The organism is Burkholderia sp. AU4i (genome assembly GCF_000466765.1).
Lineage (GTDB): Bacteria > Pseudomonadota > Gammaproteobacteria > Burkholderiales > Burkholderiaceae > Burkholderia > Burkholderia cepacia.
The window spans coordinates 1-24,214 of the sequence record NZ_ASSI01000039.1 but is presented as its reverse complement, the minus strand read 5'-3'; the positions used below and the strand labels follow the sequence as shown (position 1 = coordinate 24,214).

Sequence of the window (24,214 nt, the reverse complement as noted above, 5' to 3'; positions counted from 1 at the left end):
GTTCTCCCTCACTGAGCTGCGGCCATCGTGGACGGCACGACTTGATATTCGAGCTGAGCCCAGGTTTGCGAGACCTCGCGCTTGAGGTCGAGCACCTGAAGTTGGGCATCCAGTTGAGCGCGACGGGCGGCGAACGTGTCAGCGAGTGGCCCCGTACCTGCGCGATAGGCGGCGTTCGCAAGCTGGACGCGTTGGTCCGCCGCCGGCAACAGGGATTGGCTCAGATGAGTAATGCGCTCGCGGCCGCTGGCCAGGATGGCGGACTGGCTGCGAATGTCTGCCTGTACCTGGCGCAGTGTGTCCTCGTACGTGAGGCGCGCCTTGGTCGCGAGTTCGGCCTTTTCGGCGACGTCGCGGTTCTGGCGATTCTTCCGATTGAGCGGCAACGGAATCGTGACGCCGACCGACACCATGTTTGAGTACGCTCCGCCGCGCTGCTGGTACGCGATTTCCCACGTCCAGTTTGGACTGCGCTCGCTGTTGGCGACTGCCGTATCCGCCTCGGCCACCGCGATGTCGTCGGCTGCGGCAACGAGCGCCGGCTGCAAAATGCGCAGTTCTTCTAGGGGCAGCGATGAAACGAAGGACTCGGGCGCGGGCGGCTGTCCGGTCACGTCGGTCACCGGCACGGCCGTCCAGCGAGACAGGCCGATCGTTGCAGTCTGGTAGGTCTGCTGCGCCTTCAGTACCTGGTCCTGCGTCTGCGCAAGCATGGCTTGGGCCTGAATCACGTCGGCAGCGCTCGCCTTCGCACCGCGATAGGACGCCTTCGTGGCCGCCAGTTCGTGGCTCATGTGGTCCAGCAATGCTTGCTGAAGCGCGAGTGCTTGTTTCGCGTAGATGGCATTCAGCCACGCGGTCGCGGTTTGTTGACGGACATTGGCCAGCTGCATCAGATAGCCGGCGCGTTCGCGGCCGACCATCTCGCTTGCGAGCGTGGAACGCAGCCGTCGCTTGTTGCCGGAAACCCATTCCTGTTCAATGCCGATGCGCCGCGCCGTCATGAAATCCTGACCGATGGTGAAGCGCTGGCCGCCGTTGATCGGCAGGTTGTCGATGCCGGCCTTGAGCATCGGGTCGGGCAACTGGCCGGCCTTGACGGCCGCTTCCGAGCTGGCGCGTACGGAGGCCTGTGCCGCCTGCATCGATGCGGACTGGTCGGTCGCCGACTGCAGCGCGGCGTCGAGCGTGAAAGCTGCTTGTTGGGCGTGAGCAACGCCCGCAATTAGAAGCGCGGCAAAAAGCGTATGCGCGCGCCAAGGAACACGCCGACCCAGCGGCGTGCCATAAGTGAATGGCATGTTCTAACCCCAACGGCGAAATCCCACAGGGATTCCACGTCCTGGCATAGGACGAATCTCACCGCAATTGCGGTGAACCTGTTAGCTTGGGATTAGCTGAGGCGCGGAGGGCGCCACAACCCGTTCGGGTCGCGAACCGGAAGGGAATCGGCGTAGTGGAAGACGACCGGACGCACGAGCGCTGCTGGGTGGCTGACGTCCGTGCGGGCGACCGGATGGTACAGGCTGCCGAACTGGCACTGGGCAGTGACCTTACAGAACACGCCCTTAGCCTTGGCTTTGCCGACGGACTGCGACTTCATCATGTCGCAGTCAGGCATATCGGCCGACATGCCGGAGTCCGTGTCCATGGACATGGTGTGCTGCATCGGGCATTCGCCAGTCAAGCCGCTCGCTGCCAGCCCACTTATGGGCAGCACGGCGCAGAGCAGCAAGAGAATGACGGTCCGAAGCAGTTTCATGGCATGGATTATAGCTCGGCGGTTCTCAGTATAGCCGCCGCCCGTGGACCGAAAAACTTTCGGTGTCCCCAATCCTCGTCGGTGGCTCTGGTCCCTCAATGCCACCAGTATTTCACGCGTGCTTCGGTCCACTGTAGAGTTAGCCCGGCATCCTTCGGTGGTTAGGCTGGTGCGATGGGCAGTCCGTTTGAAGAACGTGTGGATATTGACGGGCGCTCGCACGACGTCATTCCCAATCAATTGCGAAAGTGAATCGCACGCTACCGGCAACAGCGGGTCACTACCTTGCACGGACAATCGGTGTACGCGCTGCCAGCAGCGATCCCGATGCGCACTTTCCTCGATTCGTTGGAACTCGCCAAGGAGAAACTCATTCCCCATTGATGGCTCATTCTTTATCGGCCCGACTACCTGTCAGATCGAGTCCCGGCTAATACAGCTTATTCGATGCCTGTCCGCACGCGCCGTCGTGCGAAAACGCGCTCGTCAATATGGGCAGGCATCGAATAACCCTTAACAAAATGAGTCCGAGGCCCGGCATGCGCGCAGGACGCCCGGTTCTTGCGATGCAAGCATGCCAGGCGAACTTCAAGCGGCAAATATGGATATTCCGCGTCTCGAGCAACTGGCGATTACTGGCTCGCATCCCGCTTGCCCGCGACATTTCTCCGTCTCCATATAAGACGTCCGGTCGTCCATGCGACTGCCACGACGGCAGCGCCTGCAAGGAATGCCCAGGCACCCCATCCGGACAGCAGTCGGTCACCCAACACGGCGAACCCGATTGTGAGAGGAAGGATGCCGATCCCAGTCGCGCAAACAAACGTCGCGAACGAAACGTCGGTCAACGCGGACGCATAATTGATCAGATTGAATGCGATCACCGGAATCAGCCGGCTGACCAGGATCGCGGATCCTCCATAGCTATGCGACCAGGAGGCTAGCTGGAGCCGCCGGCGCGGCGACAGCATTCGGTCGACGAATGGTCGCCCCAGTGCGCGGACGACGGCAAATGCGGATGCTGCGCCGATCATGGCGCCAACCCACGTTATTACGCTGCCCCACAATGGTCCGTATATGACGCCATTAGCGATCGCAACGACTTCCGCGGGAAACGGCAGGAACGAATGTGCTGTCATCAGCGCGATCGAAAGCAATACGCCCCACGCACCAAGAGACCGCATCACCTCAACCGCCCGACGCACGGTGCCGATTGCAAACCACTGAGGAAATCGCAGCCACAGCCACCATCCAGCTATGACCAATAGAAAGCCAGCGACGGCTATTGCAGCCTTCGCCAACCTTAAGCGACGACGTGACACGTCGTCGGCCATCACGCCTCCTCGTTCGAGCAGCTCAATCGTGCCGCCCCAACAGGCCGGCCAAACCGCCAATGGTCGAGTGCTGCAATGACACAAACACTCGCCATAGGCCACCGATCACGCAGGCGTAACGCTCGACGCGCGCGTTCCGTACACAGCCCCGAGCACCGCTCCGAACACCAGATGAAGCATCAGCGTCATGACGGGCGCCGCCATGCCCAGATCCAGACCGAAAACCCCAGCGCCGGCCATCGGCATCATGACGAACATCATGATCAGCCACGGCGCGACGGAAAACAGCATGCCCTTGAGCCAGAAGGCCCCCGGGAACATCCGGCTCGTCAACGCAAATGCCATGCCCCACACGATGCCAATCATGAAATGCATGACCCATCCTACGAGAGGAGTGGACATGCCGAGCATGTGCGAAATCATCCCGATCGGGTCGAGTTCCGGCATCAGGCCCATCGCGTGTTTCATCATCATCAGAACCGACAGTGCGACCGTAGCCACGAATCCGGCCAAGGCCCCTCGCCCGACGGCGGGTCTATCGTTCAGCATTGCATTGCTCATGGTTTCCTCCAACACGTTTAAGAATCGATACGTAAAAGCGTTCGAAGCGGCCGCCTCCATACACACCCATTTAGACGAGGCCTTGGCATGCGGTTTACGCATTTTTCGAACTACCTGTGCAGGGTGAATCGGTTGAGATATCGACTCGCTTCATTTCGTGACGGTTGACGTGTGGGAGTCGATTTCGAAATCATCTACAAGTCGCGGCATCGAATAGCTGCGTCTGACCGTTACAGGAAGGACTCTTCCGCTCTGGATGCTCCTCGCTGGTACCCGGCAGCTGTCTTGGCGCTACGCCAGGTTGGTCGCAACCGAAGCGATTCGGATGGCTCAATCACCGACTTCGGAAAAATAGACGTAAACGACCGTTGATTGCTCCGACTAACGATTGTCACGGAGGTGTGAATCAGCCCAAATTCGCGCCAGACGGACCGATTGGTTTCGCTGAACATGAGGCCACGGAGCCGCCCCGGATAAGTTCGCGAGCACATCCGCCGGTCGCCGGAGCACCAAAGCAATCGGCGGTAAGGGAGAGCTCCAGCTCGCTTGCGCTGTCCTGAATATGCGCATCGCAACGCTCACCCTGGCGCCGGCGGTCGCGTCCGTAGGGAAATCCCGGTCATCGCGGCTCGCGCTACGGTGAGGTAGGCGCGATCCGATAGCCAGACACTTCGCAGGGGGGGACGTGGATAATCAACGGGACTCGCGATGGGTTGCGCTCATGAAGGCCGCACAGGCGGGCGACCAGGTGAGCTACGCCACCCTGCTGCGCGAGATTTCGCCGTTTCTGCGACGCTTGGCGAGACAGGGCTGGCCGAAAGGGGCAGCGGCGGATATTGAGGACGTCGTTCAGGAAACGTTGCTCACCCTCCACACCATCCGGCACACCTTCGATCCGGGGCGGCCGTTCGTTCCTTGGCTACTCGCCCTACTCCAGCGACGCATCGTGGACGGCGTGCGAAAACACGCGCGAACTCACCGTCGCGAAATCGGGATGGACATATCCGACGTAACCTTCTCGATCGAACAAGCGAATACCGCATATGAGTTACCCGCAGACAGCAAAGTCCTCAGGAGTGCAATTTCTCAACTGCCGCCCGGGCAGCGACAGGCAATTGAGTTAGTCAAGCTGCAGGAAATGTCCCTGAAGCAGGCATCGGCCACGACCGGGCTGACCATCGCGGCGCTCAAGGTGGCCACACATCGCGGACTCAAGGCGTTGCGCCTGATGCTTGCAATCGCGAAATGATATGGATACTCACACGCTCATCGATGCGCTCGTTGCAGACCTCATACCGGTCAGGCGCCTTTTCCCGCCCACGTTGCGGCTACTGGGATGGCTTGCGGTCTCAATACCGGCTGTCGCGACGGTTGTTGCGCTACAAGGCGTGCGCAGCGATCTCGCCATGCGGTTTGCGGAACCGACATTTCTGGCCGAACAAGCTGCCACGGTGGCAACCGCCTTGGTGGCTGGGTGGGCTGCACTTGCTGGCTGCATTCCCGGTACGGCGCGCTGGAAGCTGTGGGCGCCCGTCGCGCCGCTGTGCGCCTGGATGGTAAGCCTTGGACACCAGTGCTGGAGCGATTGGGTCCGTGTGGGCACAGCCGGCATGATGTTACGTCCGGACTGGATGTGCTTGCCTGATATTGCGATTGCCGGCGCGATTCCGGCGCTGGCTATCGTGATCGCGATCCGGCGCGGCGCCGGCCTCACGTCGGCCCCGGTGCTGTGGGGAAGCTTGGCGGCAGCAGCGCTGGCCAATGCGGGACTGCGCTTGTTCCACGCTGAGGACGCCGCGCTGATGGTCATCGTATGGCAATTCGGCAGCGTTGCACTGTTTACTGCGGTCCTTACCCTGCTCCGCCGTTTCTTGGCGCCGATCCGGGAGCTCTATGGTCTGCCTTGACCATTCGGCGGCGTGGGAAAAACGACAGGGCGTAACCTTTTTGCAATGCCCACCGAAGTAGCGATACTCGGCCTCGTGTTGAGTGCCGACCAACCAGGAGAAAGGAGATTCGTCATGAGTAACCGACTGCTCGCCACCACCGCACTTTCCACTGCCTTGGGACTGGCATTCGCCATCCAGGGAGGCGCGGCGAACGCACAAGGCATGAAAGACATGTCGAACGCGCCGCCGATCGTGAAGCAAAACATGGAAAGGGCGATGAAGGGCCACTTGGAAAAGTGTTACGGCATCAATGCTGTCGCTAAAAACGACTGCGCGGAAGGCGCACACTCATGCGCCGGACAAGCAACCCAGGCGCGCGACTCCGCCTCGTTCGTGCTGTTGCCGGCAGGCGATTGCGGCAAGATCGCGGGCGGGAGCCTGAAGCATACGTGATGCGTCATGGCACCCATGACATTCATTCCGTGCACCAACAGGTCGCCGGACCCAAGTTCGATCCCGGCTGCGGCCGGGGTCGGTTTGCGTTTCCCGCACCATCAGGCGTTCGTCGACCTGCGCCCCTCCGTCGGGTGGCTTGAGGTGCACGCCGAAAACTACATGGGCGGTGGCACGCCGTTACGCTACTTGGACACGCTGCGCCGTGACTATCCCGTGTCGCTGCACGGCGTCGGTTTGTCGCTCGGCAGCGTGGATGGGCTGGACGCCGCGCACTTGGAACGCCTCGCTCAGGCCGTTGAGCGGATTGAGCCGGGATTGATATCCGAGCACCTGTCATGGAGTGTGGTCCGGCATACTTACCTCGCCGATCTACTACCGCTCCCGATGACCGAAGAAGCGCTCGAGGTCGTGTGCCGTCACGTCGACCAGACGCAGGAGCGTCTCGGGCGCCGGATCCTCGTAGAGAATCCTTCGACCTACCTGCAATTCAGGCACTCGACGATACCCGAGTGGGAATTTCTGTCGAGCGTCGCCGGGCGTACCGGATGCGGCCTTTTGTGCGATGTCAACAACATCTATGTCAGCGCACAAAATCACGGCTGGGACGCGCTGGCGTACCTCGATGCGCTCCCGCCCGCCGCGATCGGCGAGATCCATCTGGCCGGGCATTCGGTGACCACACTCGATTCCGGCGCGACGCTCAGGATCGACGATCATGGTTCGCGCGTCGCGCCCGCCGTCTGGAAGCTGTATGAAGCTGCACTGATCCGTTTCGGCCCGATTCCGACGCTGATCGAATGGGACACGAACATCCCGCCGCTGGACGTTCTGGTCGGCGAAGCCGCACTCGCAGAGCGGCGGCTCTCCTGCTGCCGGGAAAGGAGCCGCCATGCCGTCGTTGCGTGAGCTTCAGGATGCGATCCGGCGGAGCATCGTCGATCGCGACGATCTCGATGCCGCCGCGTGGATCCTTGATGGCGGCATCGGGCCGGGCAGGCGTTTGTCGGTCTATCGGAACACGTTCGCCAGTACGCTGATCCGCGCGATGCGGCTTTCCTGTCCGGCGGTCGATCGCCTGGTGGGCGCCGAGTTTTTCGACGCGTCGGTACGCGAGTACGTCGCCGTACGGCCGCCGCGCAGCAGCTATCTGGACGAATTCGGCGGCGACTTCGCGGACTTTCTCGAGCAGTTTCCACCGGCGCAGTCGGTGCCGTATCTGCCGGACGTTGCACGACTCGAATGGGCGGTCAACTGCAGCATTCATGCTCCCGATGCGCCCGTGCTCAGCGCGGCCGAGTTGGGGATCGTCGATCCTGCCGATCACGAGCGGATCCGTTTTCAGCCTCATCCGTCCGTGAGCCTCGTGTGCAGCCGGTTTCCGGTCGACGAGATCTGGCGATCCGTGCTCGCCGGCGACGATGCAGCGCTGACGGCCGTCGATCTGAGTAGCGGTCCAATCTGGTTGATCGTTCAACGGCACGAGTCCGGTATCCGCGTCGATCGACTTGAAGCAACTACATGGCGTTTCCTTGACGACCTGTTCGCGGGTTGCACGCTCGGCAATGCCTTGAGCAAGTACCCCGGCATCGATGCGGCCAAGATTCTGGCCGATTTGTTCGTCCAAGGGCGCTGTGCGCGCTTCAGTCTGGCGAACACCGCCGTACCAGGGCCATGAGCCCCATCGAAGAAGGAGCGACATGATGGAACAGACGGTTTCGAAGGCGCACGGGAGCGCCGTGACACTCGCCATACGCTGCATTCGCTGGCTCGACGGAATTCCCTACACGCTGCTCGCGATCCCGCTACGACTGGCGGTGGCGAACGTATTCTGGAGCTCGGCGATGGTGAAGCTCGCCAATTGGGACGCAGCCATCGCATTATTCCAAGACGAGTACCGTTTGCCGCTGCTGCCACCGGAACTTGCGGCCTACATGGGCACATCAATCGAACTCTCGACGCCAGTGCTGCTGGTGCTCGGCCTGTTTACACGTCCAGCGGCCGCCGCGCTGCTCGGCATGACCACCATGATCGAGGTGCTCGTCTATCCGCAAGCCTGGCCGACCCACATTCAGTGGGCCGCTATGATACTCGTGCTGCTCGCACGTGGGCCGGGAAAGCTATCTCTGGACTGGCTGGTTCGCCGGAAATTCTTCGGCGAGTCGTGACCCTCCCACGTCGGAAACGTAGAACAGGACCGGCTCAAACGCTCGATGTGGCGATGCCAACTGTTAGCCGGCGTCGCCACATCGACAGGCGCATGTTGATGGATACTCAATGGCCTCGATAGAGACCGCACTGCGGATCCATCGAGCATGGCATTGAGCCATGTTGCCACGTACCCCGATCGTTCGTCTGCGCGCCGGTTTCAGACTTGCCAGCGGCGTTCCCGCCATAAGACTCCTCCGTTACCGCTGGCCCCGCCTTCACGCCCCCTGAATCCTCCCGCTTCTGTTGCGCGAGCATTTCATGCCGTTGCTGCACGATGCGCTCGGCGGCCTGGATATTTTCCGGGTAGTGATACCAGTCGCGTGGGTTATATCCCGCGTTCACGAGTTCCTGAAGCTCGGCCTTTACTTGGGCGCGCGTGACGGGAGTTGTGTTGGTGATATTGCTTTGAGCGAGTGAAGGTGCCGCGACAAGCAATGTTGCGCTCGATAAAATCGATGCAATCAAAGCCTTCCGCAGCGGTGACTCGCCGGATGGTTTGGTTTTCATGATGGACCTCCCGATCATCGGATGGATCACACGGCAATCACGATCTACGTCGATACACTTACTTCAGGCAGTTCGGCCGGATGTGTCACCTAAATTCGACAAATGGGCTTTGATCCAGCTGCTCTACCTGCTTACTTCTTCGCTCGCACCTCACGAAAGGTTACCGTTCACCGTTCGCCCACCGCTCGTTAATGAAGGTCTAAGGCGCGAGCGGCGTTCCGACGATGACCGGGGTTCAGAAGAGCCGACGAGGACCGTTCTGGTGAAGAACACGCACATGTCCGCTGGCCAATGAATTGCACCAACTCAGCCCGATGTTCTGGCGCTCAACGAGCAGCCCTCAGTTGTGTACAAAACAAGCGAGGCGTCGACGCAGTGGTCCTCGAGGTCGTTGCGACCTGCCCCCGCGTACCCGATCGACGCGGGGGCATGGGATCGCTCCACCCAATCACTCTCCCTGCTTGTCAGCCCGTCGGGTTAAGCCGCTTGACCGTTTCCGACGTGGTCCACAACGCATTGGCCATGAATCGGAAATTTGTAATCGCAGCAAGGTAGCCGTCACCTTCCGGAAGGATTGCCGCAGCCGTCGCATCACGTACCACCGCGACCTCGAAACCTTGCTCGAGCAATTCCCGCAGATGCGATTCAACGCAAAGGTTGGCAGACATCCCCGCCAGAATCACTTGGTCGACGCGGTGCTTGCGCAATTGCAGGACCAGATCGTTCTGCTCCGGGCCGTATACCTTGTGCGGCGACGCGACGATAGTCTTGTTGTCGAGGATGTACGGCTTGTACTCCGGCATGAAATCGGCTCCGGAATTTTCGAAGCCGTCGATGGTATAGGGGCCACGACGTTTGAACATGCCGACCTTGTGCATCAGCTTCTCGATCGCGCCGTCGAACCGCCAGCCGTCGTCCGACGGATAGTAGTAGTGCGGCGAAACGGCCACGGTAATGTTGGCCTTTTTGGCGGCTGCGAACAGCCGGCCGATGTTTGCCACGGTGTTCATCTGCCTGACGCTTTGGCCGACTGCCCCCCAAACGACGCCCTTCGGGCTGAGAAAATCGATTTGCGGATCAGTGACCACGAGAGCCGTGCGTGCCAGATCGAGGGTCATGTCCGACGGTGGCAGCAATGGCTTGTCCGGATCGGCGTATTTATCCATCCCTCCGCGTTCCTGAGCGGCCGCAGCCAAAGGCGCGGCCATCGTGGCGGCTGTGATCGCCGCCCCTGCCTTGACAAAGCCGCGTCGGCCGGCGTCGACCGCCGGCTCGTCGGCAGGATCGGGATGCTGTGAGCATGAGCACGACATTTGCGTTCTCCTCAATGACGATATCCGAATGACGCGTGGCCTACAGGGTCGGCGCCGCGGGGAAATCCACGGGTGCTTGGTGCACGCGCTGGAAGACGTTCGCGAACATAATCTGCGCTGCCGTCAGCACGGCCTCGGTAATTTGCGCATCGCTATAGCCCGCCGCTTTGACCGCCGCGACGTCCTCGTCAGTAATTCGGCCATCCGGGCGGATCGCCTGGGTGACGAATTGGACGAGGGCTGCGAGTGTCGGCTTCTTGATCGTTCCGCGACGAACTTCGATTGTTTCGACCTCGGTCAAGCCCGCCTTCTTGGCCAGTAAGGTATGGGCCGCCAGGCAGTATTTGCAGTCGTAGGCCTGGCTGACGGCGAGAGCAATCGCTTCCTGATCCAATGCGCCAAGCTGACCAGCATTGAGCGATGCACCGAGTTGCAAAAAGCCTTGTAGCGCGGTCGGACTGTTCGCGATGCCCTGATGGATATTGGGAACCACGCCAATCGCTTGGCGGATGGCATCGTACATTTCCTTTACCGCTCCCGCCGCCTGGTCAGGCGCCACTGCATTGAGTCTTGTCATCTGTGCGCTCCATGGATGGAAATGAGACTGGAATCGGCCTTGCCAGCAGGGTTGCTTCCTTGCCGTGGCCTGATTCCAAGATATCGCGTACCATGAAGACGATCGATATCACAACGTCCAAAAATCTTGTCCATTCGTACATTTCGAACTACATGGATGTACTCACAGATATAACTCAGACAATTCGTCTGAAGGGCGGCGTCGACTTTCGCTGCGAATTTTCCGCGCCTTGGGGCCTGGAGATGCAATCTGGTCCGGTCGCGCGCTTTCACATCATCGTTCACGGCAATTGCTGGTTGAAATTGGCGGGCCGACCCGAATGGATCCAGCTGCACGCTGGAGACCTAGTGGTCCTTCTCTCCGGCACAGGGCACTGCCTGGTCGATGCGCCGGGCAGCAATGTCGTATCCGCGGAGTCGGTACCTCATCCGGACACTCCGGGCGATTTTGTGTCGGTCATATCGGGTGGTGGTGGTCTGCCGGCCACCGTTCTTTGTGGCCACTTCGAGTTCGACCGGGAGCAGGACAACTATTTGCTGCGCAGCCTGCCGACGCTGATTCATTTGCGCGGAACGGACACGTACGAGTTCGAATGGCTGCAAACGGTACATCGCTTCATTGCCGACGAAACACTGCGGGCCCGATCCGGCGCCGTCGCGGTGATTCAGCGATTGGTGGAAGTGCTGTTTATTCAGATGCTGCGAACGTACATTGCGAAGTCGGGTCCGGAGGCCGGCATTCTCGGTGCAATCGCAGACAAGCAAGTGGGGGCAGCGCTTAACCAGATCCACCGCGCGCCTGAACGACCGTGGACCGTCGAGACGCTTGCCACTGAGGCCTGCATGTCACGCGCGGCTTTCGCGACTCGCTTCAGGGAAATGGTCGGACAATCCCCGATGCAATATGTAACGCATCGGCGTCTATACAAAGCGGCAGAGTTGCTCGTGCGTACGCAGCTAAACATTGCTGCGATTGCCGAGCGTGTCGGTTACGAGTCTGAGCCTGCACTCAGCAAGGCATTTAAGAGAATCTTCGGGTGCGGCCCTGGGGCATATCGTCGGGATCGACGTGAAGGCCAAGCGCAAACGTGAGCAACGTCTCGTGCCCGCCGAATCGGTCACGTCCGGCGAGATGCGCGTCTGCTGTAAAGAGCGAAGAGTGGTAACGCGTAACGGCACAATCAAACCACCAACGTCTCCAACTCACTCCGCGATCGGGTCAAGAACTTCATAGATTGGGGGTGTCGTCCAAGGGACCGGGTCGCACAAACCCACCACGAGATAGTCTCAGGCGAGGTCCCGTCAGCGGCGGGCAGTTTCTCATCGACCCTAGGTAAGCGCAATGCTCAGCTGACTTTGGGGGCGCCGTCGGTCCCGCGCACGAGGACTTCCTATTTCGCCACGAAAACCTCCGTATCCGTATGAAAAGCAAACCAGGCGAACCAGTACGCGATCACCGACGGAATTTCGTGGCCCTCCGTGTCGAACACGGATCCGGTCTGGTGCTCGGTGTCGAAGCGTACCTCGATCGATCTGCCGCCCAGCGTGTCGTGGATTACGCTCGGACTCCGCCCGAGTTCGACAAACGGATACGCTTTATGCGCGCCACCGATTGACACACCGATCACGCGCTCTTTCGGATGATAGTGATAGCGCGCACTATGCGCCTGCACTTCGAACATCAGGCGTTCGCTTTGTGCGTAGCCCGCGTACGGATCATGCTGGTAGTCGCGCACATAACCGGTCTTGGGAGATAAAACTAGGGTACGCGGATAGCGCCTTTTCCAGTCGCCCCAGGTGGTATGGGTCACGGGCAGACTCGTGAGTCGCATACCTTTCATCGGTCCGGTGATGGCCTGATCCATCAGCTGAGACCAAAGGGATGCGCTTTGCCGGTCGTAGAGCAGCACGTCGCTGTTGTATAACAGTCCGGAAACACCAAACGACAGCCAACGCCCGTTCGCTTCGGCATCAAACGCCACGCCGGTACCACAAAGAGGGCAAAAGGTGACGACAACGGGTTCCGCAGCGAAATGATCGTTCACCACTTCATGCCAGTTCAGAATCGCAATCGGATAGGCCTTGGCCAGTCCATTGCGGGCAATCCCGAGCACACGATCCTGATCATTCAGAAAACCTGCGTCGCCCGCGCTGACGAAAGTCGGGTGATCGAGCGCCGGAATGCCGTCCTTCGGCGGACCACCCGACTCAACGGCCTCCGGCGCTACCAACCCGCCGTCAAGGTCGAAACCGTTTTTGACGGGCGCGGCTACGGCAAAGCTGCTGGCAAGCAGCGAGATGGCCAACCAAGCCCTGACATCAACCCTGCACATGCGAACACCTACGCGTCACCTCGGCGCTGAAAGCCAGTCGGAACACTCGCCGAGAAATTCCGAGTGGATTCGGTCGGTTGCGAATCGAGTCCGATAACAGGGCCCCCGGCACGTGAGATCGATCACACTTGCCGCATTGGCCGAATGCGGGCAGATTCGGGGACCCAAATCACAATAATGTTCGGATGACGTAGCGCGCTAACTCAGCATCGACCGCCACCGTCATAGAACCACGTTGAGGGCGAAACATAGAGGTCGGATCGACCTAAAAATTCCAGTGCATTGGCCGTCTTGTCGCAAACGAACAGCGGCTGGTTGGGCGTCATGACGTGCCCATTGCCATCATCGAAGTACGTCTCGTCCCCGTAATAGATGGCCGTCCTGCCGGAAAATATGCACGGACCGTCGGCAGGAACGGGATCCTTGACCGCACAAATCTCAACGCTTTCCAGCAGGATCCGCGTTGCGACGTCGTAGTGCTTCGGATCAAGTATGCGGTAGGGACGCCTCGCCCGAATTTCTACCGTCCCGAAGCCGGCTTCCGTGACAAGTTCGAGGTAGCTGGCGAGCGGCAGTGCGCCAGACAAACACAACGCTCTCAATCCTGGATCGCGCCGGAGCGAATCTGGCATGGGCGTCTGCGATACGGGATCAGACAACACCAGCCGGCCATGTGGTCTCAAGACTCGATACATCTCCTTCAACGCCAACTTCAGTTCGTCAATCTCGAAGATATTGAACAGGCAGTTTTGCGCGGCGACGTCGACGCTGCCGTCCGGCACCGGCAAGGCAAGCGCATCTCCCTTGCGCACGGCGACGAAGTCGCGCTCGAACCATGAATTCAGTTTCTCGGCTTCGGTCAAATTTTCGCAACACCGGGCGATCATTTCATCGACCACGTCAATACCGATCACACCGCACAGTTTTCGGCTGAAATAGGCGAACTGCAGTAATTCCATGCCACCACCCACGCCGACGTACAGCACGGTTGGATCGTCGGCCAGATCTCGAGGATGGACCGTCGTGCCGCAGCCGTAGTTCATTTCCAGCATGCGTTTCGGAACGGTCAAGCCCGGCAGACGCCAGACAGGCGTAGTCGTGCAGCATAAACCCGGCACCGGGCTCATGGCAGCATTGCGATACACGTCTCGCGTGGTCTCGAGATAGTGCTTGTCGAGCATCGGAATACCTCAATTGATTCGAATGATGAACGGTTAGACCAGCGCGAAACATGCTCGACGCGAGTCGCAGGCAGCACGTTCAAAGTCGTCGCGCCACCAAGGAAAGAGCTCTTCGCCGAGCGGAGCGTCGTGTTACACGATCACTGCCTCGCACCCATAAAGCACTGCAATGCCGTTGGAAATATCGCTCGCACCGTTCGGCTAGACGTGGAATTGAACCGTCAGCAGCAGTAGGAATTGTCGAACCACGCTGCCGATCCGGAAACGTCACACTAGATGTGACCATGGTGACAAATTGCACATCGTCTGACTCCTAGTCACTTAGACGAACGGGTCACGGCCGGTTTACAGAAAGTTGCAGTGAGCCTCACGCGATCGCCATCCGTTCAGCTGCACCATGCACAGCGCGACAGTTGCGTCGCGCGCGTAGTGATTATTTGACCAGTGCAATTCAATCTCGCGACCCTCGTCAGGTATGAGAAAAGTCGATCGTCACCCCCCTCCACCGTCATGCGAGCGCATATCGCGATGGTTGCCGATTGAATTTCCGGATCAGTTTGTAAAATTTCGGATGTCCCATCGACTAATGGTTAAGGGGGAGCACGAACTGCAGACGCCGCCGGAACGAAGGCAGCGTTTCCCCCCGGGCCCCGGTGATGAGGGGAAAGACGTAACGACGCGTCTGCGGCGCGATGTTGGAAATGTGGCGCAGTTGAGGCCGGCCGCCCCTCTGACGCGTGCGAATTCTTTTCGATCAGCGGATTGAGGCGTTAGAGAACCGTTTTCTTGTCAGCACTATGCATCGACAGCAGATTGAGCCGGTCTGTTACAGCAGCCTTCTATGCCATGAAATCACACCCGCTGATATCGGGCTGGTTTGGCTTCCGTGATGACCTCCGCTATCGCCATGTTCGATCTGCTCTCGCCACCGCTAGTGGGGCTGATCGGCTTCGCTGCGAGCCGTGCGACCTTGTGCACAGTCCGGGCAGTCGCCGAAGTATTGACCTCACAGCGGGCGTGGCTGCTTACCAGTTTTGCGAAGGCGGCGGCGTGGACGACCGTCGTTTCCGGGGTCATCGCTCTAGTTTCGCCCACATCGGCTACGCAGGTACTAGAACGACTTCCTCACGGATTAGGCTTGGTGGGAGGTTTTCTCTTCGGCGTCGGTACCGCAATCAACGGTGGCTGCTCTCTGTCCACACTTCAACGTTTGGCGGATGGCGATCTAAGCATGCTTGGTACGCTGACCGCATATATTCTTGGGGCACTTGCCTTTAACGCCTTGAGTCGTGAGCTAGGTTTCACCACCCTGCAGGCCCTGCCCACCCGCTGGCAGGGCGGGCACCCCTGGGGATCAGCCCTGTTATGCCTGCTTTTGCTCTGGGCCTCGTGGGAAGTAATTCGGTTATGGCGCCCGGCCGCCGCGGCAATTCGCTTTCATCAAAGACTGGTGTCGTCAGCCTACCGGCTATCCTCGACTGCAGCCCTACTCGGTATTGCCGGTGGCTTGCTCTATCAGCTTCAAGGGTCTTGGACCTACACGAACTACCTCCGGGCTGTTACGGTGTCTTGGTTGGGCGCCGGAGCGGCGCCATCGGCGTTTCACGGACTTTTGCTCGTCGCGCTACTTGGCGGCATGCTACTTTCTTCCTTGCAGCGCGGTTCGTTTGCGCTGAACCGTCATTGGCATCTCCACCTGCCACGCCGTCTGGCCGGCGGCTTCTTGATGGGTATCGGCAGCACCCTGGTACCGGGGGGCAACGACACCCTGATTCTTTCCGCAATTCCGACCCTCTCCCTGTGGGCGCTGTTCAACTATCTTTCCCTATTGTCCGGCATCGCGGCCGTCATGCTCGTCACACGTGCCATGTCCGGCCATCTACCCCAGGTCGAATGCGTTCAGGACGAGTGCCACTAATCCGCCCAGTATTTACCATCGGAGAACCACTATGACATCCCCTTCCTCCCGCCCCATCGCCCTGGTTGGCGCCATCGGCTTAGCGCTGTATTTGCTGGCAATATCCCCGTCAGCCCTGGCCGATCCCGGCACCAAAACGATTAATACTCCCCAGAATTTCGATGAAACGGTCAGTCGCCTGGAGAAGGCGGTCGTCGACAACGAGATGAGCGTGGTCGCCAAAGCAAGCGCCAGCAAAGGCGCCGCGTCACGCGGCATAAAGATCCCCGGAAACACCGTACTCATGGTGTTTCGGAATGATTACGCCGTGCGAATGTTGAAAGCCAGCGTGCCGGCCGGTATTGAAGCGCCCTTGCGGATCTATGTCACGGAAAACGCCAACGGCAGCAACATCACCTACCGTAGTCCGAGCGCCACTTTCGCGCCTTACAAGAATGCCGAGCTGGATGCTTTAGCCAGTGAACTAGACCCAATTTTCGACAAAATCGTTGCCGACGCCACCAAACGCTGAACTCATCGTAGGCCGCGAAGAAGCCGATGCCCCAGAGGGCCGCCGAGATGCCATGATGCCGGCGGTTCCAGCGATCCGCGCGCTCGCACAAGCGCCCCAGCTCCGGGTCGCTCGGGCAGGCGCGGCCGGCCCGGTACATCAGCCAGCCGGAGATGAGCAGCATGAGCCCGGAATCCGCGAACACCGACCTCTTGTGCAGGGCCAGCGTGACCAGGAAGGGCGCCGCGCTGGTGACGCGGCCGCCACGTCGGCACCCAGGCCCAGCATGACGAACAGGATCGGCAGCGCGCAGCAGATCAGCGTGCCGGCCGAGGTGAACAGCGTCAGCCAACTGACGGCGCTTTGCCGGAGTGGCGAGGGCTCGGTTTTCATTGCGTGCTCCTACCACGTCAGCCAAGGGAAGAAGGCAAAGTAGCCGTTGAGCAGATACAGGCCGGCGAGCATCAGCAGGACACTGCCGGCCAATTCGAACGTGCGGCGGAAACGCCCGAGCGGCTTGATCTGCTCGATCCACTCCATCGCGGCCGCCGCCAACGCCAGGGGAATCGCGCGGCCGACGGCGAAAGCGGTCAGCATCACCGCGCCGAACAGCGGCGAGCCGCTGGCCGCCGCCGCACCCAGCAACACGACCAGCGCCGGCGCGCAGGACGGGCAGATGGCAACCGAAAAGGGAACACCGAGTGCGAACGCGCCCCAGGTGCTGCCGACGCGCTTGGCCTTGAACCCGAGTGCCGGCAGCGGAAGCCTGATCCACCCGGTCCACAGCAGGCCAAGGACGATCAGCCACGGGCCGAGCAGCAGCCCCCACCAGCGCCCCACCAGTGCTTGCACCCCGTGGCCGCCGAGTCCCGCCACGGCACCCAGCAAGGCATGCGCGGCGATCAGGCCGCCGACAAAGGCCAAGCCATAGCGGACGGCCTCACACGGTGCGCGGGCGCGCGTGACATAGGCGAGCGGCACCGGCAGCGCGGCAATCGCCAAGGGGCTCACGCTGAACAGCAGCCCGGCCAGCAGGCTGATGCCGCTGGCGATCCCCACGCTTTGCGAGGCAAGCTGGCGCAGCGTCTCAAGCCCCATCGCCATGCCTGCTCTCTCGGCGACGCAGCGCGGCAACGAACTGCTCGGCTGTCGGCAGCGCGCTGAACACCAACTCGCCATCCACGGCGAGCGCGGGCAGCGTCAACACGCCCAGATCGACGGCGCGGTCGAGATCGTCGAGCACGTTGACCTCGCTCCATTCGACGCCAGGCATGGCCGCTTCGGCTGCGGCCTTGAGCGCCGTTGTCGCCGTCGCGCACCTGGCGCAGCCGGGCGTATAGAACAACTCGATCTTCATGGCGTGCGCTCCGCTTTGTCGCAGACCGATTCCAAGGCTGCCAGGATCGGACAGTCATCGACCGGCAACGCCCCGCCCGCGCACTCGGCGATCAGCACGTCGAGCGCGGACGACATCGCTTGCATGGCGCGAATCTTGGCGGCGAGCTGGAGTTTCTTTTCGACGGCGCGGCCACGCACGTCGTCGCAGCAGGCGCGCTCAGACTGGCGCAAGTGCAGCAACTCGCGGATTTCGGCCAGGGTGAAGCCGCACGCCTGGGCATGCTGGATGAAGCGCACCCGGCGCACGGCGTCGTCGCCGTACAGGCGATAGCCGCTGTCGGTCTTGGTCGCCGGAGCGATCAACCCCTCGCGCTCGTAATAGCGCAGCGCGTCGGGGCTGAGGTCGCCCGCGCGGGCCAGCTTGCCGATGGTCAGCATCACGGCTGGCCGAGGCCGGCAGCGCGTAAGCTCGCTTCGTCCACGCCGCGCCCGGCGCAGCAGCCGGCGAGCTGGCCGTTGATCGCTACGGCCGGCACCGAGCGCACGCCCAGCGCCTTGGCGCGTTGCGCGACAGAAATGTCATGCATGTCGAGCACATCGACTTCGCACGACGGGCAGGCCAGGCTTTTTACGAGGGATTCGACTTCGGCGCAGGCCGGGCAGCCGGCGCTGAATACTTCGACTTTGCGTTTGGCAGTCATTTCAAGGCTCCTGTTGATGTTTGTGATGAGTTGCAGCCACGCGGATGTGCGCCACCCCGTCACAATCTCAGGATAAACCTTGGAGCTAACTCCAGAGTCAAGCAGAATGTGAGACGGTCAGCGGCGTATCCATTCCAAGGCGATGGGCCGGGCGGCTTCAATCAGGCTACGGTTCGTGGGACTGGCAAGGCGGTGCGGTGACTACCTACCAGTCGCTTGATTGGGGCGGCGATGTCCAGCTTGCCTATCAATCGAACGGCCAAGCCAATGGCTTCCGGGCAGGAGCGGTGAGCCGGCTTGATCTGTCGGTTCAGCGCCGGCTATGGCCGGGCACGCTGGGCGAAGGCGTTCCCGGCTTCCTCTATGGCGGGCTGGAGGCCAACCTGATCCATGTCGCCAAGGATCAGGTCAACGGGATTGACGACGCGAACTCGGGCCGAACCACGCTGTTCCTGACGCCCACCGTGCAATACGTGACCCGTAGCTGGGTGCTGGAAGCCGGCGTGCAGATTCCGGTCTCGCAACGCATGAACGGCACGGCGCTCAAGAACGACTACATCCTGACCACCGGCTTCCGGCTCAATTTTTAACGCTGCCGGGAACCAGCCCCGGCGGGCGTTACTTGCCTGGAGATGTCGCCACAAGGCGGCTGCCCGGACTCGGCATCGGCTTGGGCACGCGCCTGGAAGCGCTGGTAGCACTCCAGTCCGCAGAAATGGTTGCCATGCAGTTCGACGATGGGCTGGTAGTGCAGCACGAATGGTGGTCGCTACGACCGCCGCGCAAGCCGCCTGCCGCAATTCCGTGACCGTCGGCGCGGCCGGTTCGGCGGGGTTCATGGGCTGCTCCGAAACGCCCGGATTGCCCGCGCCAGGAATAGAAAGAACAGCGCGGCCAGCACCACGGCCGCGACGCCCCAATGGTCGCCGATGAACGCGCCGGCCGTCGTGCTGGCCAGTACGGCCGCCAGCAGCGGCAGATGGCAGGGGCAGGTCAGCGCCGCCAGCACGCCCCAGGTGTAGGCCCGCCAGCGCAGCACTTGCGGCCGGGATTCGACGCTGTCAGATTTATCCATGATGAGACTCCGCTTCGGTGCAACGGCGCGTCCCGGCAACCATCTCCGCCAATTGCCGGTCGAGCAGTGCCAGCGCCTCGCGCCGTGCCGCGACCAACGCGCGCAGGTGCGCCAGGCAGTCGCCGGCATTGCCGGCCTGAGCGTCCAGCGCGTGGCATAACCGCGCCAACTCGCCCAGGCCGATGCCGGCCTCGAACAGCGCGCGCACCAAGCGCAGCCGCTCCAGGGCGTGGGCGTCGTAGAGGCCGTAGCCGCCTTCGGTGTGGCCCGCCGGCTTCAGCAAGCCGCGCAGCACATAGTCGCGCACTACGCTCACGCTGACGCCCGCGTCCTGCGCCAGCTTCGATACCGTGTAGCTGCTCACGGTGAGCCTCCTTCCTCGCTTCCGCTATCCGGCGCAGCAGGACAGTTGCTTCACGTCCTTGCTGAAGGTCTGCGCGGCGAGCTTCAAGCCCTCGACCATCGTTAGATACGGGAACAACTGGTCGGCCAGTTCCTGCACCGTCATGCGCGCGCGGATCGCCAGCGCCGCTGCCTGGATCAGCTCGCCCGCTTCCGGCGCCACCGCCTGCACGCCGATCAAACGGTGGCTGCCTTCATCGATCACCAGCTTGATGAAGCCGCGCGTGTCGAAGTTGGCGAGCGCGCGCGGCACGTTATCGAGGGTGAGCGTGCGGCTGTCGGTCTCGATGCCGGCGTGGTGCGCCTGCTGCTCGCTCAAGCCCACGGTGGCAACGTGCGGATCGGTGAACACCACCGCTGGCACGGCAGTCAGGTCCAACGCCGCGTCGCCGCCGGTCATGTTGAGCGCGGCGCGCGTGCCGGCCGCCGCCGCCACGTAGACGAACTGCGGCTGATCGGTGCAGTCACCGCCGGCGTAGATGTCCGGGGCGCTGGTGCGCATGCCGGGGTCGATCTCGATGGCCCCTTGCTTGTTCACCACCACCCCGGCCGCTTCGAGATTGAGGCTGCCCGTATTGGGGCTGCGGCCGGTCGCCACCAGCAGCCGGTCGGCACGCAGTTCGCCCTGGTTGGTGGTCAACACAAACTCGCCGTCCATGTGCGCGACCTGGCTTGCTTGCGTATGTTCCAGCACCTCGATGCCCTCGGCGCGGAACGCCGCCGTCACGGCTTCGCCGATGGCCGGGTCTTCGCGGAAGAACAACGTGCTGCGCGCCAGGATCGTGACCCGGCTGCCGAGCCGGGCGAAGGCTTGTGCCAGCTCCACCGCCACCACCGACGAACCGATCACGGCCAGGCGCTGCGGGATGGTGTCGCTTACCAGCGCCTCGGTCGACGTCCAGTACGGCGTGTCCTTGAGGCCGGGGATCGGCGGCACCGCCGCGCTCGCGCCGGTGGCGATCAGGCAGCGGTCGAACGACACTGTGCGCTCGCCGCCCTCGTTCAGCCGCACGGTGACGCTGCGGCCGTCCTTGAAGCAGGCTTCACCTGCCAGCCGCGTGATGGCCGGATTGCCGTCCAGGATGCTTTCGTACTTGGCATGGCGCAGCTCATCGACGCGCGCCTGCTGCTGGGTCAGCAGCCGTTCGCGCAGGATCACCGGCGGGGTCGCTTGGATGCCGCAATCGAACGGGCTGTCGCGGCGCAGGTGGGCGATGTGGGCGGCGCGGATCATGATCTTGGAGGGCACGCAGCCGACGTTCACGCAGGTGCCACCGATGGTGCCGCGCTCGATCAGCGTGACCCGCGCGCCGCGCTCGACGGCCTTCAGCGCCGCCGCCATCGCGGCCCCGCCGCTGCCGATGACGGCGATATGCAAGCCGCCGTCGTGGCTGGCCTTGTCGCCGCCGCCGACCCAATCGCGCACGCGGTCGAGCAGCCCGCCTTTGGGGGGCGCATCCGACGCATCGGCTAGCGCCGCGCGGTAGCCAAGTCCGACGACGGCCGCAATCAGGGCGTCGGGTGAAATGCCGGCCTCGATAGCGAGCTGGGCGCTGCCCTTGGCGTAGGACACCTCGGCCGATTGCACGCCAGGCATGTTTTCCAGCGCCGCTTTGACATGGGCCGCGCAGGAGTCGCAGGTCATGCCGGTGATCTTCAGCTGTGTCATGAAGTCATTCCTCTCAATTCGTTGTGGCTCAAGCCAGTCAGCCGTGTTTCGCTGGGCGTTGGGTGGGCAGTTCGCAGCCATCCGGTCCGCAACGACGGTTGGCCGGAGATAGCAGATCCCAGATCGAGACGCCGACCATCAAGGCCAGGCCGGTGTAAACGACACGGGCCGTCCACCAGTTGCCGAGCAGCCAGAAGGTCCCGGCGAACACGAGGGCCGGTCCGATCATGCCGAGCAGGCTGCGGTGCCACTGCCGGTGGCGCAGCCACCCGAGTGCGTTCGCCAGGAATGCCAGGCCGGCGAACAGCGGCAGCAGCTTGGAGATGAAAAGTCCCTCGTACTCCTGGAGGAAGCCCAGGCCGACGGCCGCGCCCAAGCTGGCGATTGCAGGAAAACAGGCCGCGCAGCCCATTGCCGAGACGACGGCACCGAGCGCACCAGCCTTGTCAGCGATCCGTGCGATTGGCTTCATGGCATCCTCCCAGAATCAGCGCTTGACGCTGGACGGATAGCCCGCGTCTTCGGTGGCCTTGGTCAGCTTCTGGACGCTGGCCTTGGCGTTGTCGAAAGTGACGATCGCTTCGCGCTTCTCGAAGGTCACATCGACCTGGCTGACGCCCTCGACCTTGGAGAGCGCTTTCTTGACGGTGATCGGGCAGGCGGCGCAGGTCATGCCGGGCACGGCCAGCGTGACGGTTTGGGTAGCGGCCCACACTGGAGCGGTGACCGCGACGAGCGCAAGGGAGGCAAGCAACTTTTTCATGGTGAACTCCTGATCAATAGAAGAAAGGCAACACGTAGGGAAAACCAAGTGCGACCAGCACAAGCGCGGCCACGATCCAGAAAATCAGCTTGTAGGTGGTACGAACCTGCGGGATCGCGCACACCTCGCCCGGCTTGCAGGCGACCACTGGCCGGAAGATGCGCCGCCAGGCGAAGAACATGGCCACCAGCGCCGCGCCGATGAAGATCGGACGGTAGGGTTCCAGCGCGGTCAGGTTGCCGATCCAGGCCCCTGAAAAGCCGAGAGCAACCAAGACCAGCGGCCCCAGGCAACAGGTCGAAGCGAGGATGGCGGCCAGCCCGCCGGCAGCCAGGGCACCACGCCCGTTTTGCGATTCCGACATACGGTTTTCCTTTCGAGATTTCGCTTGATACGGTAACGTTACTTCCGTAGTCATGTACGGAGTCAAGCGAAATGGAAAACAATTTGGAGAACCTGACCATTGGTGCGTTTGCCAAGGCAGCCGGGGTCAATGTCGAGACGATCCGCTTCTATCAGCGCAAGGGCTTGCTGCTCGAACCAGACCGCCCTTACGGGAGCATCCGGCGCTATGGCGGGCCGGACGTGGCGCGGGTGAAATTCGTGAAGTCGGCTCAGCGGCTGGGCTTCAGCCTGGATGAGATCGGCGAATTGCTGAAACTCGAAGACGGCACCCATTGCAGCGAGGCGTCCGAACTTGCAGCGCTGCGGCTGATTGATGTGCGCGCCCGCCTGACGGACCTTGCGCGGATGGAGGCGGCGCTGTCAAAACTGGTGGACGAGTGTTGCGCGCATCAGGGTCACGTGTCCTGTCCACTGATTGACTCGCTGCATGGCGGCTGAACGACGGTCAATGCGGCCGATGACACGGCTTGTTTGGGCTTGGCGGCATTTTCTGGGGTTCCGACTTACCCCCGCCAGGGCTTAAGTCGGTTGGCTGTTCCATTGCTCCCCAAACCCCATATGCTTAAAGCCGACCACCTGCGTGCCGAGGTACAGTTCCTTCGCAATCCCCTACTTCAGATTTCGCGCGCGGTACAGGTCATTGCGGCGAGCGCCGGAAGTACCCGACGAAATCACATTGGGTCTTCGATACAGCAGTGCTTCCAATGTCTCTCACGTATTGATGTGGGAATCTCAGAGGACGATAACTGAAAACGTGAGCGTGTGTGGGTGAGGCACGTCCGGGACAGCCCAACTGACACCTTATGCGCTGTACGCGCTCCTTGCCTCACCTAGTGCTAGGTTGATCACCTCTATTACGTCGCGGTTCAGGTGAACGTGCTCTGCTGGCCGAATGGGAAACTTCCCCATCTTCGGCAAGATTGCTACGCAGTATTGTGCATTGGCCAACGCGATGCCCGCGAATGCGATCACGCTCGAAATTTGAAACGACGGGTTATCTATGTTTGCCAATCTCGCTCGACAAAAATGGCCCCCCAGGGCCACAAGCATCGCAAATGCACTTAGCACAACGACGCGACAGGCTAAGCGGCCGAGGATGTTCCCCACCAACGCATGCGCGAACGCACCATCATCCAGTACGACACCGCGGAGGTCGGCCCCAAGCGTTAATAGCGCGCTCCGTTCAAAAACCATCCTCGTGAGCAAATATGCCGCCTGCAAGGTACTCAGGCGGCAAACCTGCGTGAGCCCCCATGGTCTTTCCATTGGCAGGTTCGCGCTTTCAGCTTCGCACGGCCGCGTTCCGACAAAGTGAACCGCACCGGGAATCGTG

32 protein-coding genes are annotated in these 24,214 nt (G+C 61.6%); 11 read left to right on the top strand and 21 right to left on the bottom strand.

Annotated elements, in window-relative coordinates:
* Window positions 1–8: 8 nt before the first annotated feature.
* The 4 genes from L810_RS07785 to L810_RS07770 all read right to left on the bottom strand — a co-directional run bounded on the left by L810_RS07785 (window position 9) and on the right by L810_RS07770 (window position 3,657).
* Entirely contained in the window at window positions 9–1,301 is a 1,293-nt protein-coding gene (locus L810_RS07785) for a TolC family protein (RefSeq protein WP_021157816.1), read from the bottom strand.
* Window positions 1,302–1,393: 92 nt separating this feature from the next.
* Window positions 1,394–1,762: a hypothetical protein gene (locus L810_RS07780; RefSeq protein ID WP_042973715.1), complete on the bottom strand. Its 369-nt coding sequence runs from the start codon at window positions 1,760–1,762 to the stop codon at window positions 1,394–1,396.
* A gap of 632 nt (window positions 1,763–2,394) precedes the next feature.
* Window positions 2,395–3,096 (bottom strand): TVP38/TMEM64 family protein, encoded by a 702-nt coding sequence (locus L810_RS07775; protein ID WP_051392183.1) that lies wholly within the window; start codon window positions 3,094–3,096, stop codon window positions 2,395–2,397.
* A 105-nt stretch (window positions 3,097–3,201) separates the two neighbouring features.
* Window positions 3,202–3,657 (bottom strand): DUF6789 family protein, encoded by a 456-nt coding sequence (locus tag L810_RS07770; RefSeq protein WP_141717117.1) that lies wholly within the window; start codon window positions 3,655–3,657, stop codon window positions 3,202–3,204.
* A gap of 721 nt (window positions 3,658–4,378) precedes the next feature.
* Between L810_RS07770 and L810_RS07765 the strand changes: the two genes are divergently transcribed.
* The 6 genes from L810_RS07765 (at window position 4,379) to L810_RS07740 (ending at window position 8,167) form a co-directional block, all read left to right on the top strand.
* A complete protein-coding gene (locus tag L810_RS07765; protein ID WP_051392181.1) occupies window positions 4,379–4,906 on the top strand; it encodes a sigma-70 family RNA polymerase sigma factor in 528 nt (175 codons plus the stop codon).
* A 1-nt stretch (window position 4,907) separates the two neighbouring features.
* Window positions 4,908–5,564: an NrsF family protein gene (locus tag L810_RS07760; RefSeq protein WP_051392180.1), complete on the top strand. Its 657-nt coding sequence runs from the start codon at window positions 4,908–4,910 to the stop codon at window positions 5,562–5,564.
* 114 nt (window positions 5,565–5,678) lie between these two features.
* The gene (gene bufA1, locus L810_RS07755) at window positions 5,679–5,999 is read left to right on the top strand and encodes a BufA1 family periplasmic bufferin-type metallophore (protein WP_021157811.1); all 321 of its coding nucleotides are present in this window, start codon (window positions 5,679–5,681) and stop codon (window positions 5,997–5,999) included.
* Window positions 6,000–6,014: 15 nt separating this feature from the next.
* A complete protein-coding gene (gene bufB, locus L810_RS07750; protein WP_042973737.1) occupies window positions 6,015–6,908 on the top strand; it encodes an MNIO family bufferin maturase in 894 nt (297 codons plus the stop codon).
* Complete coding sequence (locus L810_RS07745; RefSeq protein WP_021157809.1) at window positions 6,892–7,677, top strand: HvfC/BufC N-terminal domain-containing protein; 786 nt, start codon at window positions 6,892–6,894, stop codon at window positions 7,675–7,677. Before bufB ends, L810_RS07745 begins: the two co-directional genes overlap by 17 nt.
* Before the next feature lie 25 nt (window positions 7,678–7,702).
* Window positions 7,703–8,167, top strand: coding sequence for a DoxX family protein (locus L810_RS07740; RefSeq protein ID WP_042973736.1), 465 nt, complete (start codon window positions 7,703–7,705; stop codon window positions 8,165–8,167).
* Between the two features lie 106 nt (window positions 8,168–8,273).
* Here L810_RS07740 and L810_RS44835 read toward each other — a convergent pair whose 3' ends face one another.
* The 3 genes from L810_RS44835 to L810_RS07730 form a co-directional block, all read right to left on the bottom strand.
* The gene (locus tag L810_RS44835) at window positions 8,274–8,717 is read right to left on the bottom strand and encodes a DUF4148 domain-containing protein (protein WP_081712815.1); all 444 of its coding nucleotides are present in this window, start codon (window positions 8,715–8,717) and stop codon (window positions 8,274–8,276) included.
* 464 nt (window positions 8,718–9,181) lie between these two features.
* Entirely contained in the window at window positions 9,182–9,925 is a 744-nt protein-coding gene (locus L810_RS07735) for a cysteine hydrolase (RefSeq protein WP_155836142.1), read from the bottom strand.
* Between the two features lie 145 nt (window positions 9,926–10,070).
* Window positions 10,071–10,607, bottom strand: coding sequence for a carboxymuconolactone decarboxylase family protein (locus tag L810_RS07730; protein ID WP_042973712.1), 537 nt, complete (start codon window positions 10,605–10,607; stop codon window positions 10,071–10,073).
* A 92-nt stretch (window positions 10,608–10,699) separates the two neighbouring features.
* Here L810_RS07730 and L810_RS07725 point away from each other — a divergent pair, with 92 nt between their 5' ends.
* Window positions 10,700–11,698, top strand: coding sequence for an AraC family transcriptional regulator (locus L810_RS07725; protein ID WP_051392178.1), 999 nt, complete (start codon window positions 10,700–10,702; stop codon window positions 11,696–11,698).
* Window positions 11,699–11,997: 299 nt separating this feature from the next.
* On the opposite strand, the gene L810_RS07720 is transcribed toward L810_RS07725, so the two are convergent.
* On the bottom strand, window positions 11,998–12,939 hold the full coding sequence (locus L810_RS07720; RefSeq protein ID WP_042973709.1) for a DUF3179 domain-containing protein: 942 nt from the start codon (window positions 12,937–12,939) through the stop codon (window positions 11,998–12,000).
* Window positions 12,940–13,142: 203 nt separating this feature from the next.
* On the bottom strand, window positions 13,143–14,120 hold the full coding sequence (gene arsM, locus L810_RS07715; RefSeq protein ID WP_021157804.1) for an arsenosugar biosynthesis arsenite methyltransferase ArsM: 978 nt from the start codon (window positions 14,118–14,120) through the stop codon (window positions 13,143–13,145).
* Window positions 14,121–15,027: 907 nt separating this feature from the next.
* On the opposite strand from arsM, the gene L810_RS07710 reads away from it, so the two are divergent.
* The gene (locus L810_RS07710) at window positions 15,028–16,038 is read left to right on the top strand and encodes a YeeE/YedE thiosulfate transporter family protein (RefSeq protein WP_162175281.1); all 1,011 of its coding nucleotides are present in this window, start codon (window positions 15,028–15,030) and stop codon (window positions 16,036–16,038) included.
* Window positions 16,039–16,069: 31 nt separating this feature from the next.
* On the top strand, window positions 16,070–16,549 hold the full coding sequence (locus tag L810_RS07705) for a DUF302 domain-containing protein (RefSeq protein ID WP_042973705.1): 480 nt from the start codon (window positions 16,070–16,072) through the stop codon (window positions 16,547–16,549).
* A gap of 381 nt (window positions 16,550–16,930) precedes the next feature.
* On the opposite strand, the gene L810_RS07700 is transcribed toward L810_RS07705, so the two are convergent.
* From L810_RS07700 to L810_RS07685, 4 genes are read right to left on the bottom strand one after another with little or no spacing between them, the layout of a single operon-like run.
* Window positions 16,931–17,632 (bottom strand): cytochrome c biogenesis CcdA family protein, encoded by a 702-nt coding sequence (locus L810_RS07700; protein WP_021157801.1) that lies wholly within the window; start codon window positions 17,630–17,632, stop codon window positions 16,931–16,933.
* Entirely contained in the window at window positions 17,616–17,885 is a 270-nt protein-coding gene (locus tag L810_RS07695; protein ID WP_021157800.1) for a thioredoxin family protein, read from the bottom strand. Before L810_RS07695 ends, L810_RS07700 begins: the two co-directional genes overlap by 17 nt.
* Window positions 17,882–18,304, bottom strand: coding sequence for a heavy metal-responsive transcriptional regulator (locus L810_RS07690; RefSeq protein WP_021157799.1), 423 nt, complete (start codon window positions 18,302–18,304; stop codon window positions 17,882–17,884). The genes L810_RS07695 and L810_RS07690 overlap by 4 nt, the downstream gene beginning before the upstream one ends.
* Entirely contained in the window at window positions 18,304–18,567 is a 264-nt protein-coding gene (locus L810_RS07685) for a glutaredoxin family protein (protein WP_021157798.1), read from the bottom strand. The genes L810_RS07690 and L810_RS07685 overlap by 1 nt, the downstream gene beginning before the upstream one ends.
* Window positions 18,568–18,698: 131 nt before the next feature.
* On the opposite strand from L810_RS07685, the gene L810_RS07680 reads away from it, so the two are divergent.
* A complete protein-coding gene (locus L810_RS07680; RefSeq protein ID WP_373453093.1) occupies window positions 18,699–19,157 on the top strand; it encodes a hypothetical protein in 459 nt (152 codons plus the stop codon).
* Here the strand turns inward: L810_RS07680 and L810_RS44825 are convergent.
* The 7 genes from L810_RS44825 to merT form a co-directional block, all read right to left on the bottom strand.
* Complete coding sequence (locus tag L810_RS44825) at window positions 19,154–19,324, bottom strand: DUF3330 domain-containing protein (protein WP_081712812.1); 171 nt, start codon at window positions 19,322–19,324, stop codon at window positions 19,154–19,156. The genes L810_RS07680 and L810_RS44825 overlap by 4 nt on opposite strands.
* A gap of 78 nt (window positions 19,325–19,402) precedes the next feature.
* Window positions 19,403–19,642 carry a broad-spectrum mercury transporter MerE gene (gene merE / locus L810_RS07675; RefSeq protein ID WP_042973703.1) on the bottom strand — a complete coding sequence of 80 codons (240 nt, stop codon included), beginning with the start codon at window positions 19,640–19,642 and terminating at the stop codon, window positions 19,403–19,405.
* Window positions 19,635–20,006, bottom strand: coding sequence for a mercuric resistance transcriptional repressor MerD (merD, locus tag L810_RS07670; RefSeq protein ID WP_021157795.1), 372 nt, complete (start codon window positions 20,004–20,006; stop codon window positions 19,635–19,637). The genes merE and merD overlap by 8 nt, the downstream gene beginning before the upstream one ends.
* A gap of 24 nt (window positions 20,007–20,030) precedes the next feature.
* Window positions 20,031–21,713 carry a mercury(II) reductase gene (gene merA / locus L810_RS07665; protein ID WP_021157794.1) on the bottom strand — a complete coding sequence of 561 codons (1,683 nt, stop codon included), beginning with the start codon at window positions 21,711–21,713 and terminating at the stop codon, window positions 20,031–20,033.
* A gap of 37 nt (window positions 21,714–21,750) precedes the next feature.
* Window positions 21,751–22,185, bottom strand: a complete 435-nt coding sequence (gene merC / locus L810_RS07660) for an organomercurial transporter MerC (protein ID WP_021157793.1) — start codon at window positions 22,183–22,185, stop codon at window positions 21,751–21,753.
* 15 nt (window positions 22,186–22,200) lie between these two features.
* Window positions 22,201–22,476, bottom strand: a complete 276-nt coding sequence (merP, locus tag L810_RS07655; RefSeq protein WP_021157792.1) for a mercury resistance system periplasmic binding protein MerP — start codon at window positions 22,474–22,476, stop codon at window positions 22,201–22,203.
* Window positions 22,477–22,489: 13 nt separating this feature from the next.
* Entirely contained in the window at window positions 22,490–22,840 is a 351-nt protein-coding gene (gene merT / locus L810_RS07650) for a mercuric ion transporter MerT (RefSeq protein ID WP_021157791.1), read from the bottom strand.
* Between the two features lie 71 nt (window positions 22,841–22,911).
* Between merT and merR the strand changes: the two genes are divergently transcribed.
* Complete coding sequence (merR, locus tag L810_RS07645) at window positions 22,912–23,319, top strand: Hg(II)-responsive transcriptional regulator (RefSeq protein WP_021157790.1); 408 nt, start codon at window positions 22,912–22,914, stop codon at window positions 23,317–23,319.
* Between the two features lie 363 nt (window positions 23,320–23,682).
* On the opposite strand, the gene L810_RS48680 is transcribed toward merR, so the two are convergent.
* The coding region (locus tag L810_RS48680) for a hypothetical protein (protein ID WP_042973702.1) at window positions 23,683–24,214 on the bottom strand (532 nt) is incomplete at its 5' end.